Here is a 15,910-nt window from a genome sequence, read left to right on the forward strand (position 1 = left end):
GTCGCGTCACCCACCCAGATTTGAGAACTACCGGAGGAAAACGTGGCACTTCCCCAGCTGACAGAGGAACAGCGCGCTGCGGCGCTGGAGAAGGCCGCCGCCGCTCGCAAGATCCGTGCTGAGCTGAAGGAGCGGCTGAAGCGGGGCGGTACCACTCTGGTCGACGTGCTGAAGCAGGCCGAGGAGAACGAAGTCCTCGGCAAGATGAAGGTTTCGGCTCTGCTCGAGGCCCTTCCGGGCGTCGGCAAGGTCCGCGCGCAGCAGACCATGGAACGACTGGAGATCGCCCCCAGCCGTCGCCTTCGCGGCCTCGGCGACCGGCAGCGCAAGGCGCTGCTGGCCGAGTTCAGCGGCGAGTGAACGGCGCCGGTCGTGACTACCCGGTGAACCGGGGCGCCGACCGCGGCAGTGAGCCGGTGACGGGGGACATCCCCCGGCACCGGCTCACCGTCGTATCGGGGCCTTCGGGGGTCGGGAAGTCGAGCGTGGTGGGCGAGCTGCGGAAGCTGGAGCCCGACATCTACTTCAGCGTCTCGGTGACCACGCGCAAGCCCCGCCCCGGCGAAGTCGAGGGCGCGCACTACCACTTCGTCGACCGCGCCGAGTTCGACGCGATGGTCGCCGACGGCCGGCTCCTCGAGTGGGCCGAGTTCACCGGCAACTGCTACGGCACCCCGCGCGAGCCGGTCGAGAAGGCCCTCGCCGACGGCCGCCCGGCCATCCTGGAGATCGAGCTGCAGGGCGCCCGCCAGGTCCGCGCGGCGATGCCGGAGGCCCGGCTGGTGATGCTGATGCCGCCGTCCTGGGAGGAACTGGTCGGCAGGCTCACCGGGCGCGGCACCGAGAACGAGGCCGCCGTGCAGGCCCGGCTGGCCGAAGCGGAGCGTGAGCTGGCCGCCGCCGGCGAGTTCGACCACCGGGTCGTCAACGCCGACGTGCGAGAGGCCGCTGAGCACTTGCTAAACTTGATTACCGGCGAGCAGTTTGCCGCCGGTAGTCCCACAGATTCGGAGCACCACGAGTGACGACTCAGGCGACCCTGCACGAAGAGCTCGAGGGCATCACCAACCCGCCGATCGACGACCTGCTCGAGAAGGTCAGCTCGAAGTACGCGCTGGTGATCTACTCGGCCAAGCGTGCCCGCCAGATCAACGACTACTACGCCCAGCTGGGCGAGGGCCTGCTCGAGTACGTCGGCCCGCTCGTCGAGCCGGGCCCGCGCGAGAAGCCGCTCTCGATCGCGCTGCGCGAGATCCACGGCGGCCTGCTCGAGCACACCGAGGGTGAGTAAGCCCAAGGTCGTCCTGGGCGTGGGCGGCGGCATCGCCGCCTACAAGGCCTGTGAGGTGCTGCGCGGACTGACCGAATCCGGTCACGACGTCCGCGTGGTCCCCACCGAAGCCGCGCTGAACTTCGTCGGCGCGGCCACCTTCGAAGCCCTCTCCGGGCACCCCGTGCACACGGGTGTGTTCACCGAGGTGCCCGAGGTGCAGCACGTCCGCGTCGGCAAGGAAGCCGATCTCGTCCTGGTCGTCCCGGCCACGGCGAACCTGCTCGCCAAGGCCGCCCACGGCCTCGCGGACGACCTGCTGACGAACACCCTGCTCACCGCCCGGTGCCCGGTCGCCTTCTTCCCGGCGATGCACACGGAGATGTGGGAGCACCCCGCGACCCGCGCCAACGTGGCCCTGCTGCGCTCGCGCGGCGCGATCGTCACCGAGCCCGACTCCGGCCGGTTGACCGGCGTCGACACCGGCAAGGGCCGCCTGGCGAACCCCGCCGAGATCGTCGACCTCGCCCGGCTGCTGCTGGCCCGGCCGGACGCCCTCCCGCGCGACCTCGAAGGGGTCCGCGTCGTGGTGTCGGCGGGCGGCACCCGCGAGCCGCTCGACCCGGTCCGCTACCTGGGCAACCGCTCGTCCGGCAAGCAGGGCTACGCGCTGGCCCGCGTCGCCGCCCAGCGTGGCGCCAAGGTCACCCTGGTCACCGCCCACACCGTCGCGCTGCCGGACCCGGCGGGCGCGACCGTCTCGCACGTGTCGACGGCGGAGGAGCTGCGACAGGCGGTGCACGCCGCGTCCGAGACCGCCGACGTCGTCGTGATGGCCGCCGCCGTCGCCGACTTCCGGCCGGCGAACCGGGCCGACCACAAGATCAAGAAGTCCGACGATCAGCCGGACCCGGTCATCACGCTCGCCCGCAATGCGGACATCCTGGCCGAACTGGTGCGAAACCGGCGTCCCGGACAGGTCGTCGTGGGATTCGCCGCGGAAACCGGGGACGAGCACGGCGACGTCCTCGACCACGCCCGCGTGAAACTCAAGCGAAAAGGCGCGGATCTGCTGGTCGTGAACGCCGTCGGCGACGGCAAGGCGTTCGGCACGGAGGACAATTCGGGCTGGCTGCTCGGCTCCGACGGCACGGAAATCCCCATCCCCTTGGGCGCGAAAGCCGAACTCGCGTCCACTCTGTGGGACGCTGTAGTGAGCTTCATGAAGCGTTGACCGTCCTCCGAGCGATAGTCAGTACGCTTGCACAGGTAAGGGGTGCCTAAGTTTCGGGGCATCCGACGACAAGGTGAGGAAGTGACGGCCACCGTGACCGCGTCTAGCAGCAGATTGTTCACCTCGGAGTCGGTGACCGAAGGGCACCCCGACAAGATTTGCGACGCCATCAGCGACTCGATCCTCGACGGTCTGCTGTCGAAGGACCCGCGCAGCCGCGTGGCGGTCGAGACCCTGATCACCACCGGCCAGGTGCACGTCGCCGGCGAGGTGACCACGGAGGCGTACGCCGACATCCCCACGATCGTCCGCGACGTCATCCTGAAGATCGGGTACGACTCCTCGGCCAAGGGCTTCGACGGCAACTCGTGCGGCGTCAACGTCGCGATCGGCTCGCAGTCGCCTGACATCGCCCAGGGCGTCGACACCGCGTACGAGTCGCGGGTCGAGTCCGACGAAGACGAGATCAACCGCCAGGGTGCCGGCGACCAGGGCCTGATGTTCGGCTACGCCTGCTCGGACACCCCCGAGCTGATGCCGCTGCCCATCGCGCTGGCGCACCGGCTGTCGAAGCGGCTGACCGCGGTCCGCAAGGACGGCGTGCTGCCGTACCTGCGCCCGGACGGCAAGACCCAGGTGACCATCGAGTACGCCGGCGACCAGCCGGTGCGCCTCGACACGGTCGTCGTGTCTTCGCAGCACGCCGACGGCATCGACCTCGAGCGGATGCTCAGCGTCGACGTCAAGGAGCACGTGGTCGGCCCCGAGATCGACGCGCTGGGCATCGACACCTCCAGCGCGCGGCTGCTGGTCAACCCGACCGGCCGCTTCGTCATCGGCGGCCCGATGGGCGACGCCGGCCTGACCGGGCGCAAGATCATCGTCGACACCTACGGCGGCATGGCCCGCCACGGTGGCGGCGCGTTCTCCGGCAAGGACCCGTCCAAGGTCGACCGTTCCGCCGCGTACGCGATGCGCTGGGTGGCCAAGAACGTCGTCGCCGCCGGGCTGGCGTCGCGGACCGAGGTGCAGGTCGCCTACGCGATCGGCAAGGCGGCCCCGGTCGGCCTGTTCGTCGAGACGTTCGGGACCGAGACGGTCGACCCGTCGAAGATCCAGCAGGCCATCACCGAGGTCTTCGACCTGCGGCCCGCCGCGATCATCCGCGACCTCGACCTGCTTCGCCCGATCTACGCCCCGACGGCGGCGTACGGCCACTTCGGCCGGCCCGAGCTGGACCTCCCCTGGGAGAGCACGGCCCGCGCCGAGGCGCTGAAGAACGCCGCGGGAGCCTGACGCACGATCCGGTGAAGGCCACCTCGAAGCTCTTCGAGGTGGCCTTCCTGGCGTCCGGGATGTCGGAGGGGTCTGGTAGAGATCACGGCGTGAGTAGTTCCGAGCCCGCCGCTCTCTGGGAGCTCCCGGAGAAGCCGCCTCCCGCTCCGGCGAAGGCGGCGCCCTCGCGTGCCCGGAAACCGGCGAAGGCCGGCCAGAAGGCCAAGGGGGCCCAGTCGCCCGCGCCCGAGCGGCCGGTCGCGCGGATCGTCGTCGACATCCCGCTGGCCCACCTCGACCGCACCTTCGACTACCTCGTGCCGGAGAAGCTGCACGAGACCGCCGTGCCCGGCTGCCGCGTGCGCGTCCGGTTCGCCGGGCAGCTCGTCGACGGCTACCTGATCGAGCGCGGCGAGACCAGCGACTACGGCAGCAAGCTGGCGTTCCTCGACCGCGTGACGTCGCCCGAGGCGGTGCTGCCGCCGTCGTCGCACGCGGTCTGCCGCGCGGTCGCCGACCGTTACGGCGGCACCCTGTCGGACGTCCTGCGCCTGGCGATCCCGCCCCGCCACGCGAAGGCCGAGGCCGAACCGCCGCCGGCGCCCGCGGCGCTCCCCGAAGCACCCGACACGACGGCCTGGGGACGCTACCAGCGTGGTCCGGCGTTTCTGGAGGCCCTCGCCGAGGGCAAGCCCGCGAACGCCGTCTGGCAGGCGCTGCCGGGCGAGGACTGGCCGCGCCGGCTCGCCGAGGCCGCCGCTTCGGTGGCCGCCGCGGGGCGGGGCGCGGTGCTGGTGGTCCCGGACCACCGCGACCTGACCCGGGTGCACGAGGCCTGCGCGGCGCTGGTGGGTGAGGAGGCCGTGGTGGCGCTGATCGCCGGCCTCGGGCCCGCGGAGCGGTACCGGCGCTGGCTGGCGGTGTTGCGCGGCGCGGTGCGCGTGGTGGTCGGCACCCGGGCGGCGATGTTCGCGCCGGTCCACGACCCCGGCCTGTTCGTCGTCTGGGACGACGGCGACGACCTGCACCTCGACCCGCACGCGCCCTACCCGCACGTCCGCGACGTGCTGATGGACCGCGCGCACGCGGCGAAGGCGTCGCTGCTGGTCGGCGGGTTCGCCCGGACGGCGGAGGCCCAGCTGCTGGTCGAGTCGGGCTGGGCTGTGCCGGTCCTGGCCGACCGCACGGTGCTGCGGTCGGCGGCGCCCCGCGTCACCCCGGTCGGCGAGGACTTCGACGTCGCCCGAGACGAGGCGGCGCGCGTCGCCCGGCTGCCGGCCGTGGCGTTCGAAGCCGCGCGGCAAGCGTTTGCGGCTGGCCTGCCGACGCTGGTCCAGGTGCCCCGGCGTGGGTACGTCCCGGGCCTGGCGTGCGGCAACTGCCGCACGCCGGCGCACTGCCGCCGCTGCGCGGGGCCGCTGGCGCTGCCCGGCGGGTCGGTGGACGGGCAGCCGAAACCCCCGGCGTGCCGCTGGTGCGGAGTCCCGGAGACGGCGTTCCGCTGCACGGCGTGCGGCTCGGTCCGCCTGCGCGCGGTGATCGTCGGCGCGAAGCGGACGGCGGAGGAGCTGGGGCGGGCGTTCCCGGGCATCCCGGTCCGCACCTCGGGAGCGGCGGAGGTCCTGGCCTCGGTCCCGGGCAAGCCGGCGCTGGTGGTGTGCACGCCGGGAGCGGAACCGGTGGCCGAGGGCGGCTACGGCGCGGCGCTGCTGCTGGACGGCTGGGCATTGCTGGGGCGTCAGGACTTGCGGGCGGGGGAGGAGGCGTTGCGCCGCTGGATGGCGGCCGCATCCCTGGTCCGCCCCGCCGCCTCGGGCGGCCGCGTGATCGTCGGAGCGGAGGCGGGGATGCCGGTGGTCCAGGCACTGGTCCGCTGGGACCCGGCGTGGCACGCGGGGCAGGAGCTGTCGGAACGCCGTGAGCTGGGCTTCCCGCCGGCGATGCGGATGGCGAGCGTCGAGGGAAGCCCGGACGCGGTGGCGGGCTTCCTCGACGACCTGCCGTTGCCGTCGTCGGGGGAGGTACTGGGCCCGGTCCCGCTCGGGGAGATCGACGAGGACGGGAATGCCGCACGGGAGCGGGCCCTGGTGCGGGTATCCCGCGCGGAGGGCAAGGCGCTGTCGTCCTCGATCCACGCGGCCGCGGCCCGGCGGGACGCCAAGAAGGCGACGGAACCGATCCGCGTCCAGGTGGATCCGCTGGACCTCATTTAGCCGCAAGAGTGCCTCTTGCCTTCGATCAAAAGGTACTTTTACACTTAACTCATGGCCGAAGCGCACGCAGACGAGAGCAGATGGCTTCTCGGCGAGGAAGAGATCCGCACTCTTGAGGGTGTCGGTAGCGTGCTGCGGCGCGGCGACGGCCACGTCTTCATGCGCGAAGGGGAGGACAGCGACTTCCTGCTGCTCATCAGGAAGGGACACGTGCAGGTCTCCACCGGTCAGCCGGCACGGATCGTGGCCTTCCGGGGGGCGGGGGAGACGGTCGGCGAGCTGGGAGTGATCGACGACGAGCCGCGGTCGGCCACCGTGACCGCCTGGGGTGACGTCGAGGCGCTGCACGTTCCGGCGGCCGAACTGCTGAAGTTCCTCGACGAGAACCGACCCGCGGAGCAAGCCCTGCACGCCGCGGTCCGCAAGCGGCTCGCTCAAGCGACGCGGAAGATCTCGGATTCCGACCTCGCGATGGAACGGCGGATCGCCAAGGCGCTCACCGAACTGATCGGGAACGGCATCTGCGAGGTCGTCGACGGGGTGCCGACCATCGGACTGAGCCAGAAGGACCTCGCATCCTTGAGCGGCTCCTCCCTGGAAGCGACCAAGAAGATCGTCCGCGTTTTCAAGCAGAGCGGTTTGATCGACACCGGGCGCCTCGTCCTCCGCGTCACCGATGCCGAAGGGCTGCGCCGGATAGCCGGTGGCCGGCCCATGTCGTCGTGGTGATCAGCCGTGCTGTCCGTGCTGGAGCACCCTTCGAGCGGCTGGGTCCTCGCGATGCTGGCGATCGGGACTGTCGTCCACCAGATCGTCAGGCTGATGATGTTCAAAGCCGCGATCCGGAACAGCAAGCCGGCGGAACGCCCCCAGATCATCAAGGCCATGCGTGGCCTGATCGGGCGTGGCCTGTCATCGCGAACCGACGACAAGGAATAGCCGTGACGACCACCCCCGAGGCGAAGCGCCTCTTCCGGAACGAGTTCATCCGCGAACTTCTGGCCTGGGACCTCGATCCCAGGCACTTCGTTCTCTTCGGCAGCGCGCCGCTGCTGGCGCACGGGCTGCGGACGACCATCCGCGACCTCGACGTGGTGGCCCGGGGCGACGTCTTGGCTTGGGCGAGGCGGACCGGCGTCCCGAGTGTGGGCGCGTACAGCGGGGATCCGGTTTGGCAGTGCGGCCGAGGCCGGATCCAGTTTTCCGCCGGGTGGATCACGTCCCGGTGGGATGTGGACAACCTGATGGACAACGCAGAAGTCATCGGCGGCCTTCGTCTGGCCCGGCTCGAGGACGTGCTCCAGTACAAGACGGAACTGTCGCGCCCCAAAGACCTTGCCGACATCCAGAGGATCCGAGCGCAGCTCGGCAAAGCGTCCTTAGAGCTGCCACGACCCCAGCTGATCTGCCTGAAGTGAACTTGGCCCGGAAGACCGGGCCGCCGCTGTGGTGGCCGATCCGCCCAACGAGATCCGCTCGACCACGCTTCCTGGATGCTCCTGGCCGGCCCCAGGGCGGAACCATCTCGGTGGTGTGGCGAAGCCGGCCGAGTCGGCGATCGGTTCGGCGGCCAAACCGTTCACATGTCGACTGTTCAGGTCACGACTGTTGCCGTGACGCAGCATCCGTCCCCGCATCGGGACCTCATGCGCTACCTGCACCGAGCGGCCCTGCTGAGCGAACGGGTCGGCGATCGCCGTTTCCGGCAGCGGATCGGCATCGGGCGCACCCTGTTCCTCGTGCTCCGGTCGATCGCCGACGCCGGCGACGTCTCCCCGTCACAACAAGAGATCGCCGACCTCCTCAGCCTGACGAAGGGCGCGGTCAGCCGGCACGTCGAGACTGCCCGGCGACGAGGCTGGTTGGCCGTCACGACCTCGTCCGCGTCCCGTCGCGAGCACGCGCTGACGCTGACCCCCGCGGGCCAGTCCCTCGTGAAGGACGGGCTGGCCGTGCAACGCGAATACGAGCGCCTGGGCGGCAAGCACATGACCGACGCCGCGATGGCCACCACCATCCAGACACTGAAGACGATGTGCGAACTCCTGGAGACCGAGGAGCGGCAATGAGAATCGAGGTCATCCTCGGCAGCACCCGCCCCGGACGGCTCGGCGACCGCGTCTGCCGGTTCGTCATCGGCAAGGCGGCCCTCGTCAACGGCGCCGAGTTCACCGTGCTCGACCTCGCCGACCACCCGATGCCGTTCTTCGACGAGCCGCTCGCGCCGTTGGCCAACCACGACCGCCGGCCGTCCGCACCCGTGCGGGCTTGGCTCGAAGCCATGGCGGCCGCCGACGCCTACGTCTTCCTGACACCCGAGTACAACCACGCGCCACCGGCCGCGTTGAAGAACGCCCTGGACTTCCTCGCCACCGAGGCCGCCGGCAAACCCGCGACGATCGTGTCGTACTCCACCACCGCACACGGCGGCGCCCTGGCCGGCCAGCACCTGCGGCTGTCCCTGAGCAAGGCAGGCATGCTGCCCCTGCCCCGAAGCCTCCCCCTCGCCCACGCCCACCGGCTCTTCGACCCCACCGGCGAACTGGTCGAGCGATCGGACTGGGCACCCCGGGTCGCCGAATTCGTCCCGGCTTCCCTCCGCGACCTCGTCGAGCACGCCCGCGCACTCAAAACCCTCGAAGAAGCGACGACGTCAGGGATGTGAGTGAGTCCCGGTGCCGGATCACCGGGACTCACTCGGCCGCTGTGTCAGCGGTTCATCAAAGCGAAGACGCCCCAGCCGAGGAATTCGCGTTGGTACCGGGCGTGGCGCGCCGGAGCGGCGGTGAGTTCCGCGCGCATCTGCTCGGCCAGCTCGTCGTCGGGATGGGCGTCCAGCCAGCGGCGGGTGTTGAGCCATTGAGCCGCGACGTAGCTGTCCCAGCTGTCCTGGTCGGCGAGGACCATCTGCACGACGTCACAACCCAGCTCCCCGAACTGTTCCAGCAGCTCCGGGAGGACGCGGAAGTCGTCTTCACCGGTGGCGTGACAGCCTTCGACGGTGGCCTGGTCCGGGGGTTGCCTGCGCCAGTACGGTTCGCCGATCAGCATCATGCCGCCGGGGCGCAGGCTGCGTCGGAGCAGGTCCACGGTGCCGGCCACGCCACCTCCGATCCAGGTCGCACCTACGCACGCTCCGATGTCGACCGCGCCGTCGGTGACGTGGTCGGACGCGTCGCCGTGGGTGAACGTGACCTGTTCGGCGACCTCCAGTTCGATCGCTCGTGCCCGGGCCTTGGCCAGGAACACGGTGCTGATGTCCACGCCGGTTCCGGTGATGCCGTGATCGCGGGCCCAGGTGCACAGCAGCTCGCCCGAGCCACAGGCCAGGTCGAGCAGCCGAGTGCCGGGTGGTGGGTTCAGCGCCTCGCCCAGGCCGGCCAGTTTCCGGCTGGTGAGCGGGTTGTGGATGCGGTGGCCGCTCTCGCGGATGGTGAAGCTACGGGGTAGATCCACTTCGGGGATTCCTCACGTCCAAGGGGTAGTCCAGCGCTGGGTCGGCCGTCGACGGCCGGGCTGCCCGGACATTCATGAAATGCACCTCTTCGAACGGAAGGTCATACGGTTGGGCGGAAGGCTAGGCGGGGCGCACGTGCCGGTCCACCGGTTATCGCGTCGACCCCGAACGCGCTCTCGTGCCGCCGGGCACCGTCCGCGCCGTCGAGCGGAATTGCGTTGGTGAAGGCTCCATGATCGGGAAGAATCCCCGGAATGGACCTGCGCGCCCTTCTCGCCCGGATCGATCCGCTGGCCGCTCCGGCACGAAGGCGGGTTCTCGCCGATACCGCACGCGCGCTGGCCGGTTCGCCGGAGCTGACCGCTCTGCTCGCGGAACTGGACGCCGTCCCCGGGCTTCCGCGCGCCTGGGCCGCGAAGATGGCCACCATCGCAGGCGATGACACGCACCTGCGCCGCAGCCTCGTCGCGACGGACACCCGGGTCGCCGCTCTGGCGATGACCCACTGCGCCCGCCACGGCTTGCACTTCGACGTCCTCACCGCGGCACTCCCGACCGCGCCCCTCGCGTGGCGGCACACTCTCTACCGCGCGGTGCGCGCCACCGGAGCCACCGAGTGGGCCGAAGCGCTGCTGCCCCGGGTGCGCGCCCGCTTCGGTGACCACGAGGCCGCCGCCGTGCTCCCGGCTTGCGACGCCGACACCGTGACGGCCTTGCTGCCGGAACTGGACTTCGCGGTGCCCAACCTCGCCGCGCTGTCCCGCCGTCACCCCGCCGTGGTGCTCGCGCACCTGCGCCGGAGGCTGACCGAAGCCGGCGACGCCGGGCGCAACGCCGTGTGGGCTCTCTTCGGTCCGGCGCTGGGTCAGCTGGTCCGGCAAGACCCCGGACATCTCGTCGACCTGCTGGCGCGGTCGGGACCGTTGACCGGGCTCCCGGCCGGCGCGGACCGGTGGCTGGCCACGGCGACCGCGGCCGACCCGGACCGCGTCGTGGCGATCCTCGCCGATCCCGCGCGGCGCATCCGGTTCCGCGCGGGCCGGAGCATGGAGCTCGCTCTGCGGCGGGCCACGGACGGGTCTCTGACTTCGCTCGCGCGCACCTCGCTCACCGACGTGCGCCGCTTGACGGCATTGCTGCGCGGGCTCCCGCCCGCCCGGCGCGCGATCGTCCTGGGTGGAGCGCTGGGGGAGCAGACCCTGCAGCAGGCCGGACTGCCGATCGCCCTGCTCGACGTCCTGCCGTGGCGGTCCCGGCACGAGCAGGCCCGCCGGCTGCTCGCCGCCCGCCCCGTGGCCGACCATCCCGACCTGCGGCGGGAGGCGACCGCGCGGCTGCCCTGGCCGGAGGCCGAGCCCCACCTGCGCGCCGCGACCGCCCGGCCGACCGCCGTGGAGCGTGCCCTCGGTTACCCGCTGCTGATCGGCGCGGCGGCCGCGACCCGGGACCCGGAGGTCGTCGCCGGCCTGCTCGGGTCGCTGACCCGGCTGCCCAACGAGCAGGATCCGGTCCGCCACACCGCGCTCGCGGCCATCGCCGCGCTCCCGGGCTGGCTCCTGCGGTCGGCCGATCCGTCCACCCTGGTCAAGCTGGCCACCGATGCCGTCCAGGCCAGGGACGCGTCCTGGGCCACCCGCCAGGCGGTCGGCACGCTGGCCGTCACCCTGGTCCGGCAGGGAACGCTCACGACGCGGCCCGACTTGGTCGAGAGCGGGCTGCTGATGGTGGAGCTGTCCGGTGGACACGCACACGCCCTCACCCTGCACCGGCTCGATCAGGACCTGCCCCGCGGCGCCGAACACGGCCTGTTCTCCGCGCTGCGGCCGCGCATCACCGCCGACGCCCGCGCCGGCCGCTACGACCTGGTCCTGTCCTTGGCCTCGGGCCTGCGGCGGCGCGCGTGGACGATGCCCGACCTCCAGGCCGCCGTGGGCGAAGCGACCGGCGCCGCCGACGACGCCACGGTCCGCTGGGCACTCGGGCTGTGGCTGGCCCCGCCCGCGACCCGGGACGAACGCGTCGAGGCCGTGCTCCGCCGCGACCCGTCGACGATCACCGTGACCGCCGTGGCGAACGCGATCAGCGAACGCCGGACCGACCTGCTCGACCGCGTGCTGGACCGGCCGCCGCGCGGCCGGTTCGTCGCCCGCGGTGTCCGGCTGGTCCCGACGTTCAGCGGGGCGTCACGGCACTGGCTGCCGCGTCAGGTCGCCCGGTACGGCGAGCTGCTGGCCGACCTCGCGACCGCGCCCCGCAAGCCGGTCTGGGAGCGGGTCTCGGCCGTGCGGCGCCTGGCGAGCCTGCCCGGCGCCGTCCTCGACGACGTGCGGCCGTTCCTCCAGGACGACGAAGTCGCCGTGGTCGAGGCCGCGCTGGCCGGCCTGGCCTGGACCGATCGGCCCGGCGACGCACTCGGCACGTTGCTCGGCTACGCCGACACCGATCGCGCCCGGGTCGCGGTGTACGCGGCCGGCCGGGCCGCCCGCGCCATCCGACCGGACGCATTGGGTGCCGCCCTTCGTCCGGTGCTGGCCGGGAAGAAGCTGACGGCGCGCAAGGAGGCGATCCGGTTGCTCGCCGAGCACCGCGTGCCCGGCGCCGCCGGTGATCTCGCCACCCTGTGGGCGACCCCGGATCTGCACCGCGACCTCCGCCGCGCCATCGTGTCGGCCGCGCGCCGGTTGCTCGACGACGACCGTGCCTGGCAATGGCTCGCCGAAGCGACCACCATGACCGCGGTGGCCACGGCCGTGACCGAAGCCCACCCGATGACCATCGCCGAGCACTACCGCGAGCGGTACGGCACGCTGGTGCGCGGCGTGGCGGGCAGCGCCGATCCGGACACCGCGCGAACCGGCTTGGCCGCCTGGCCCGCGTGGAGCGCCTGGGACCGCGAAGGACCTGCTGCGCTGGTCACCCTGATCGGCGACCTCACCAGCACCGCGACTTGGCGGGCAGCGGTCGAAGCGGTACTCGCGGCGTGCGCGGTCACCGGCGATCCGGCGCCATTGGACGACGTGGTCACGACGCTCGCCGAAGCGGACGACGTCGTCGCCGACGGCCGGGACCAGCCGGCGCGACAACGACTACGCCACTTCGTCGCCTGCTTCGCGGTCCGCCTGGACACCGACGGCGAAACCATGCGCGGCGCCGCGGAGCGGCTGTCGACGACGCTGGCGCACCAGGCGGATTACCGAACGGACGCGCTGCTGCTCGCCGTCGCCGCCCTCCCTCGCCACGGCGAACTGCTGCCGGCCGTCCGCCGGATCGCCGCCCTCGCCGACCGTCCCGCACTGGCTTGGCAGGTGGCGGACCGGCTGGCGACCTGGCTGGCCGGCCACGACCCGGGACGGGCCGAACTGCTCGGCACCGCTCAGGCCCTCACGACCGGCCCGGCGGAGGCCTCGCTGGCGGCGAGCATCGCCGGCCAGGCCGGCCCCCACGCCGGATGGCCGCACCCATGGCGCGACCTGGTAAGGGCCCTGCGCGCGCACCCCGACGCCGATGTCCGCGAACGCGCGTCGCACATTTCCCTCGCTCCTGAGTGATGTGCCGGGCTCGGACGCCGTGACACGCGTTGCCTCTGTGTCGAGGATTCTCCGCGAGGTCATCAGCCGTCCAGAGTCCGCTCTGTTTCGGGCCATGACTGTGGCGCCGGGCCGAACGCGCGCCGGGCGGCTCGGACTGCGAGCGTGGCGACGGTGGCGTTGGCGCCACCGCCGATCACCGCGCCGATGCCGAACGGAGCCACCCGGCCGAGCACGATGATGCCCTGCTTGGTGCCGTACTTGGTGACGAAGTTCTTGCCCAGGACGCTGTTGATCTGTTTCAGCGTCGCCGTGGGCACCTTGCTGACGAGCTGGCGGGCCCAGTGCTGACCGGTGCGCTCGGCGGCCTTGCCGACAATGGTCGAGGAACCCGACTGGCCGAGCAGGATCCCCATGACCAGCGTCCGCCGGCGTTCGATCTCGTCCAGCCGAACGCCGTGGACCTCGGCGACCGAGAGCACGAACAGGGTGCTCAGTTCGAGCGAAGAGAAGGCCTCGCCCGCCGACAGTGCCAGTGCGACCCCGGTGCCGACGGCGGGCGCGGCCGCGGTGGCCCCGACCGCGGCCCCGGTGCCCGCCAGGGCGCTGACGTACATCCGCTCCAGGGTGCGGATGACCTCCGCCGGTGTGGCATCCGGGTTGCGCTGACGGGCCCGGGCGATGTTCTTGCGCACCAGCGGTGTCTGCAAGCCGATGGCCTTGTCCAGTACCTGAAGGGCCGGCTGCCCCGGCCCGCTCGACGCCGGGACCGGTCCTTCAAGGGCATCAGAGGCCACCGCGAGCTCCTTCGCGTCGTCACGTCGCCGCCCAGTCTCGCACCCGCCACGGCCGGAGCCCATCGGCCGCCAGACGATCCGGTCACCGCCCGGGCGGCCGCGTTCGACTGGCCGGACACCACCCTCGGGTGGCCGGCCGGGCCGGCGGATGAGCCCGCTTTCGTCTCGCCTGAGGCGTGCACCACGCACCGGAGCGGCGATCGTCAGCTCGCGGGGAAGAACAGGCGCAGGCGGTCGACCCGGCCTTCGCGGTGCGACATCAGCCAGACCACCGCCGGCGGGCAGTGTTGCGGATCGTGCGGCGGGCTGACCATCGCCATCTCCCACACGGTGAAGTCGCGGCTGGTGACGGCGTTGACGAAGTGCTGGCGCACACCGTAGGTCAAGTCCGCTTCCATGCCCGCCACCGCCATGTCCCGCCCGCCCTGGAAGCCCTGACCGCTGGTCATGCGCAGGTCCGGCGTCCAGCGGTCGGCGACGACGCCGGCGAACTCGCCCCGCCGGGCGGCGGCCAGCGTGTCGGCCGCCTCCCGTGCGCTGGCGGCGTTGCGCGCGGCGGCGTCGTCGTACGCCTGGTCGGCCGTGGCCAGCAGGGCTTCGGACAGCTTGGTCCGCGCCTGGTTCAGCCGGCTGCGCACCGTGCCCACCGGGAGCCGGCAGGCGGCGGCGATCTGCTCGTACGACGTGACGTCGCTGAAGTGGCGCAACAGGACCACCTCCCGCAACGCCGGGGACAGGCTGTCGATCGCGTGCCAGACCCAGTCGCGGGAGACGTGGTCGTCGAGGAGGCGTTCCGGGGTCGCGAGATCGGCCGGCGGCCCGGGGTCCGCGACCGGCACGACCCGGCGCGCGGCGCGCAGGCGCATGCGGCAGGCGTTGCGGACGATCGCCCGCAGCCACGGCCCGGCGGCGGCCGGGTCGCGCAAGGTTCCGATCCGCCGCAACGCCGTCAGCGCGGCGTCCTGCAGGGCGTCCTCGGCGTCCGGCCCGTGGCCCAGGATGCCGAGCGCCACGGCACGCATGTCGGCCTGGTGCCGGGCGAGCAACGTCCCGAGAGCGCTCACACTGCCGGCCCGGGCACCGCGCGCCAGCTCGATCTCGATGGACGTCACCTGATCATTCTGCCCGGTCCCGGCCCGGGCTCCGCGGTGTGACGCACGCCATGCCCGCCGGATCGAACTTCGCTGCCCCGAGGCCATCTTGACGGTGTTCCCAGCACAGTGCGATCGGAGAAATCATGGACACCGGCACCCACACCGTCGAACTCGACGGCGTCCGCCAGCGTTACCACGTGCACGGCCGCGGGCCGGTGTGCGTCGCCCTGCCCGGCGGCCCCGGCGTCGACTGGGCGTACCTGCGGATGCCCGCGCTCGAAGCGCACCTGACCGTGGTCTACGTCGAGCCGATCGGCACCGGCGGCTCGGGGCGGCTGGCGTCCCACCCGCACGGGTACACCCGCGCCCGGTACGCCCGTGCCCTGCTCGCATTGCTGGACCACCTCGGCGTGGCCACGGCCCACCTCATCGGCCATTCCCACGGCGGGTTCGTCGCGCAGTACTTCGCGCTGCACCGCCCCGACCGGGTCGCCGGGGTGGTGCTGTACGAGAGCGCCCCGGTCACCGGGCCGGAGCACGGCGCCGAAGCCCAGCGCAACGTCGAGGAGTTCGCCCGCCGCAACGCCGACCGGCCCGACCTGCCCGGGGTGCTGGCCGCCCTGCAGGCGACGGCGTCGATCTCGGACGACGACGAGATGGACGCCGCGCTGCGTGGTCTGCTGCCGGCGTACTTCGCCGACTACTGGGGCCGGGAGGCGGAGTTCGCGCCGCTGAGGGCGACCGTCCGCGGCACGCACATCTCCGGACTGGACGAGCGGCTCGTGCCGGACACGATCGACGACCGTGCGGCGCTGGGTTCCCTGACCGTGCCGGCGCTGGTGGTGGCCGGCCGGTTCGACGTGATCTGCGGAGTCCGCTGGGCGCGCGAGCTGGTCGAGCTGATCCCGGACGCCCGCCTCGTCGTACTGGAGCGCAGCGGTCACTTCGGCCACCTCGAGGAACCCGCCGTGTTCGCCGAGGCCGTAGCCGGCTTCGTCATCGGCAGCTGAGGGGCTCGCGATCCCGGCGGGAGGCCGCCCGCG

General features: G+C 72.2%; 16 protein-coding genes. 13 read left to right on the top strand and 3 right to left on the bottom strand.

The features are described 5' to 3' along the window. Positions 1–42 precede the first annotated feature (42 nt). The 11 genes from mihF (at position 43) to AA23TX_RS10815 (ending at position 8,657) form a co-directional block, all read left to right on the top strand. Positions 43–360 (top strand): integration host factor, actinobacterial type, encoded by a 318-nt coding sequence (mihF, locus tag AA23TX_RS10765; protein WP_013224622.1) that lies wholly within the window; start codon positions 43–45, stop codon positions 358–360. Continuing rightward, the gene (gene gmk / locus AA23TX_RS10770) at positions 357–1,025 is read left to right on the top strand and encodes a guanylate kinase (protein ID WP_196425274.1); all 669 of its coding nucleotides are present in this window, start codon (positions 357–359) and stop codon (positions 1,023–1,025) included. The genes mihF and gmk overlap by 4 nt, the downstream gene beginning before the upstream one ends. After that, the gene (rpoZ, locus tag AA23TX_RS10775; protein WP_005152353.1) at positions 1,022–1,291 is read left to right on the top strand and encodes a DNA-directed RNA polymerase subunit omega; all 270 of its coding nucleotides are present in this window, start codon (positions 1,022–1,024) and stop codon (positions 1,289–1,291) included. The genes gmk and rpoZ overlap by 4 nt, the downstream gene beginning before the upstream one ends. Beyond that, positions 1,284–2,504, top strand: coding sequence for a bifunctional phosphopantothenoylcysteine decarboxylase/phosphopantothenate--cysteine ligase CoaBC (gene coaBC / locus AA23TX_RS10780; protein ID WP_196425275.1), 1,221 nt, complete (start codon positions 1,284–1,286; stop codon positions 2,502–2,504). Before rpoZ ends, coaBC begins: the two co-directional genes overlap by 8 nt. Before the next feature lie 93 nt (positions 2,505–2,597). Continuing rightward, positions 2,598–3,800, top strand: a complete 1,203-nt coding sequence (gene metK, locus AA23TX_RS10785; protein WP_196425431.1) for a methionine adenosyltransferase — start codon at positions 2,598–2,600, stop codon at positions 3,798–3,800. 89 nt (positions 3,801–3,889) lie between these two features. Then, positions 3,890–5,992 carry a primosomal protein N' gene (locus AA23TX_RS10790; protein WP_155542402.1) on the top strand — a complete coding sequence of 701 codons (2,103 nt, stop codon included), beginning with the start codon at positions 3,890–3,892 and terminating at the stop codon, positions 5,990–5,992. Positions 5,993–6,043: 51 nt separating this feature from the next. Continuing rightward, entirely contained in the window at positions 6,044–6,721 is a 678-nt protein-coding gene (locus AA23TX_RS10795; protein WP_155542403.1) for a Crp/Fnr family transcriptional regulator, read from the top strand. A gap of 6 nt (positions 6,722–6,727) precedes the next feature. Continuing rightward, on the top strand, positions 6,728–6,931 hold the full coding sequence (locus tag AA23TX_RS10800; protein ID WP_155542404.1) for a hypothetical protein: 204 nt from the start codon (positions 6,728–6,730) through the stop codon (positions 6,929–6,931). A 2-nt stretch (positions 6,932–6,933) separates the two neighbouring features. Further along, positions 6,934–7,410 (top strand): hypothetical protein, encoded by a 477-nt coding sequence (locus tag AA23TX_RS10805; protein WP_155542405.1) that lies wholly within the window; start codon positions 6,934–6,936, stop codon positions 7,408–7,410. 228 nt (positions 7,411–7,638) lie between these two features. Beyond that, the gene (locus tag AA23TX_RS10810) at positions 7,639–8,061 is read left to right on the top strand and encodes a MarR family winged helix-turn-helix transcriptional regulator (RefSeq protein WP_196425276.1); all 423 of its coding nucleotides are present in this window, start codon (positions 7,639–7,641) and stop codon (positions 8,059–8,061) included. Beyond that, positions 8,058–8,657 carry an NADPH-dependent FMN reductase gene (locus AA23TX_RS10815; protein WP_155542407.1) on the top strand — a complete coding sequence of 200 codons (600 nt, stop codon included), beginning with the start codon at positions 8,058–8,060 and terminating at the stop codon, positions 8,655–8,657. Before AA23TX_RS10810 ends, AA23TX_RS10815 begins: the two co-directional genes overlap by 4 nt. Positions 8,658–8,701: 44 nt before the next feature. Here the strand turns inward: AA23TX_RS10815 and AA23TX_RS10820 are convergent, their stop codons facing one another. Then, entirely contained in the window at positions 8,702–9,448 is a 747-nt protein-coding gene (locus tag AA23TX_RS10820; RefSeq protein WP_155542408.1) for an SAM-dependent methyltransferase, read from the bottom strand. 255 nt (positions 9,449–9,703) lie between these two features. On the opposite strand from AA23TX_RS10820, the gene AA23TX_RS10825 reads away from it, so the two are divergent. Continuing rightward, positions 9,704–12,997, top strand: coding sequence for a hypothetical protein (locus AA23TX_RS10825; RefSeq protein ID WP_155542409.1), 3,294 nt, complete (start codon positions 9,704–9,706; stop codon positions 12,995–12,997). A 62-nt stretch (positions 12,998–13,059) separates the two neighbouring features. Here AA23TX_RS10825 and AA23TX_RS10830 read toward each other — a convergent pair whose 3' ends face one another. Together AA23TX_RS10830 and AA23TX_RS10835 are read right to left on the bottom strand one after the other, a co-directional pair. Further along, positions 13,060–13,773, bottom strand: coding sequence for a hypothetical protein (locus tag AA23TX_RS10830; RefSeq protein ID WP_155542410.1), 714 nt, complete (start codon positions 13,771–13,773; stop codon positions 13,060–13,062). Positions 13,774–13,976: 203 nt separating this feature from the next. After that, positions 13,977–14,885, bottom strand: a complete 909-nt coding sequence (locus AA23TX_RS10835; protein ID WP_230862414.1) for an RNA polymerase sigma factor — start codon at positions 14,883–14,885, stop codon at positions 13,977–13,979. A 125-nt stretch (positions 14,886–15,010) separates the two neighbouring features. On the opposite strand from AA23TX_RS10835, the gene AA23TX_RS10840 reads away from it, so the two are divergent. Continuing rightward, complete coding sequence (locus tag AA23TX_RS10840) at positions 15,011–15,877, top strand: alpha/beta fold hydrolase (protein ID WP_196425277.1); 867 nt, start codon at positions 15,011–15,013, stop codon at positions 15,875–15,877. Positions 15,878–15,910 lie beyond the last annotated feature (33 nt).

Origin of the sequence: Amycolatopsis camponoti (assembly GCF_902497555.1) — a bacterium.
Classification (GTDB): domain Bacteria; phylum Actinomycetota; class Actinomycetes; order Mycobacteriales; family Pseudonocardiaceae; genus Amycolatopsis; species Amycolatopsis camponoti.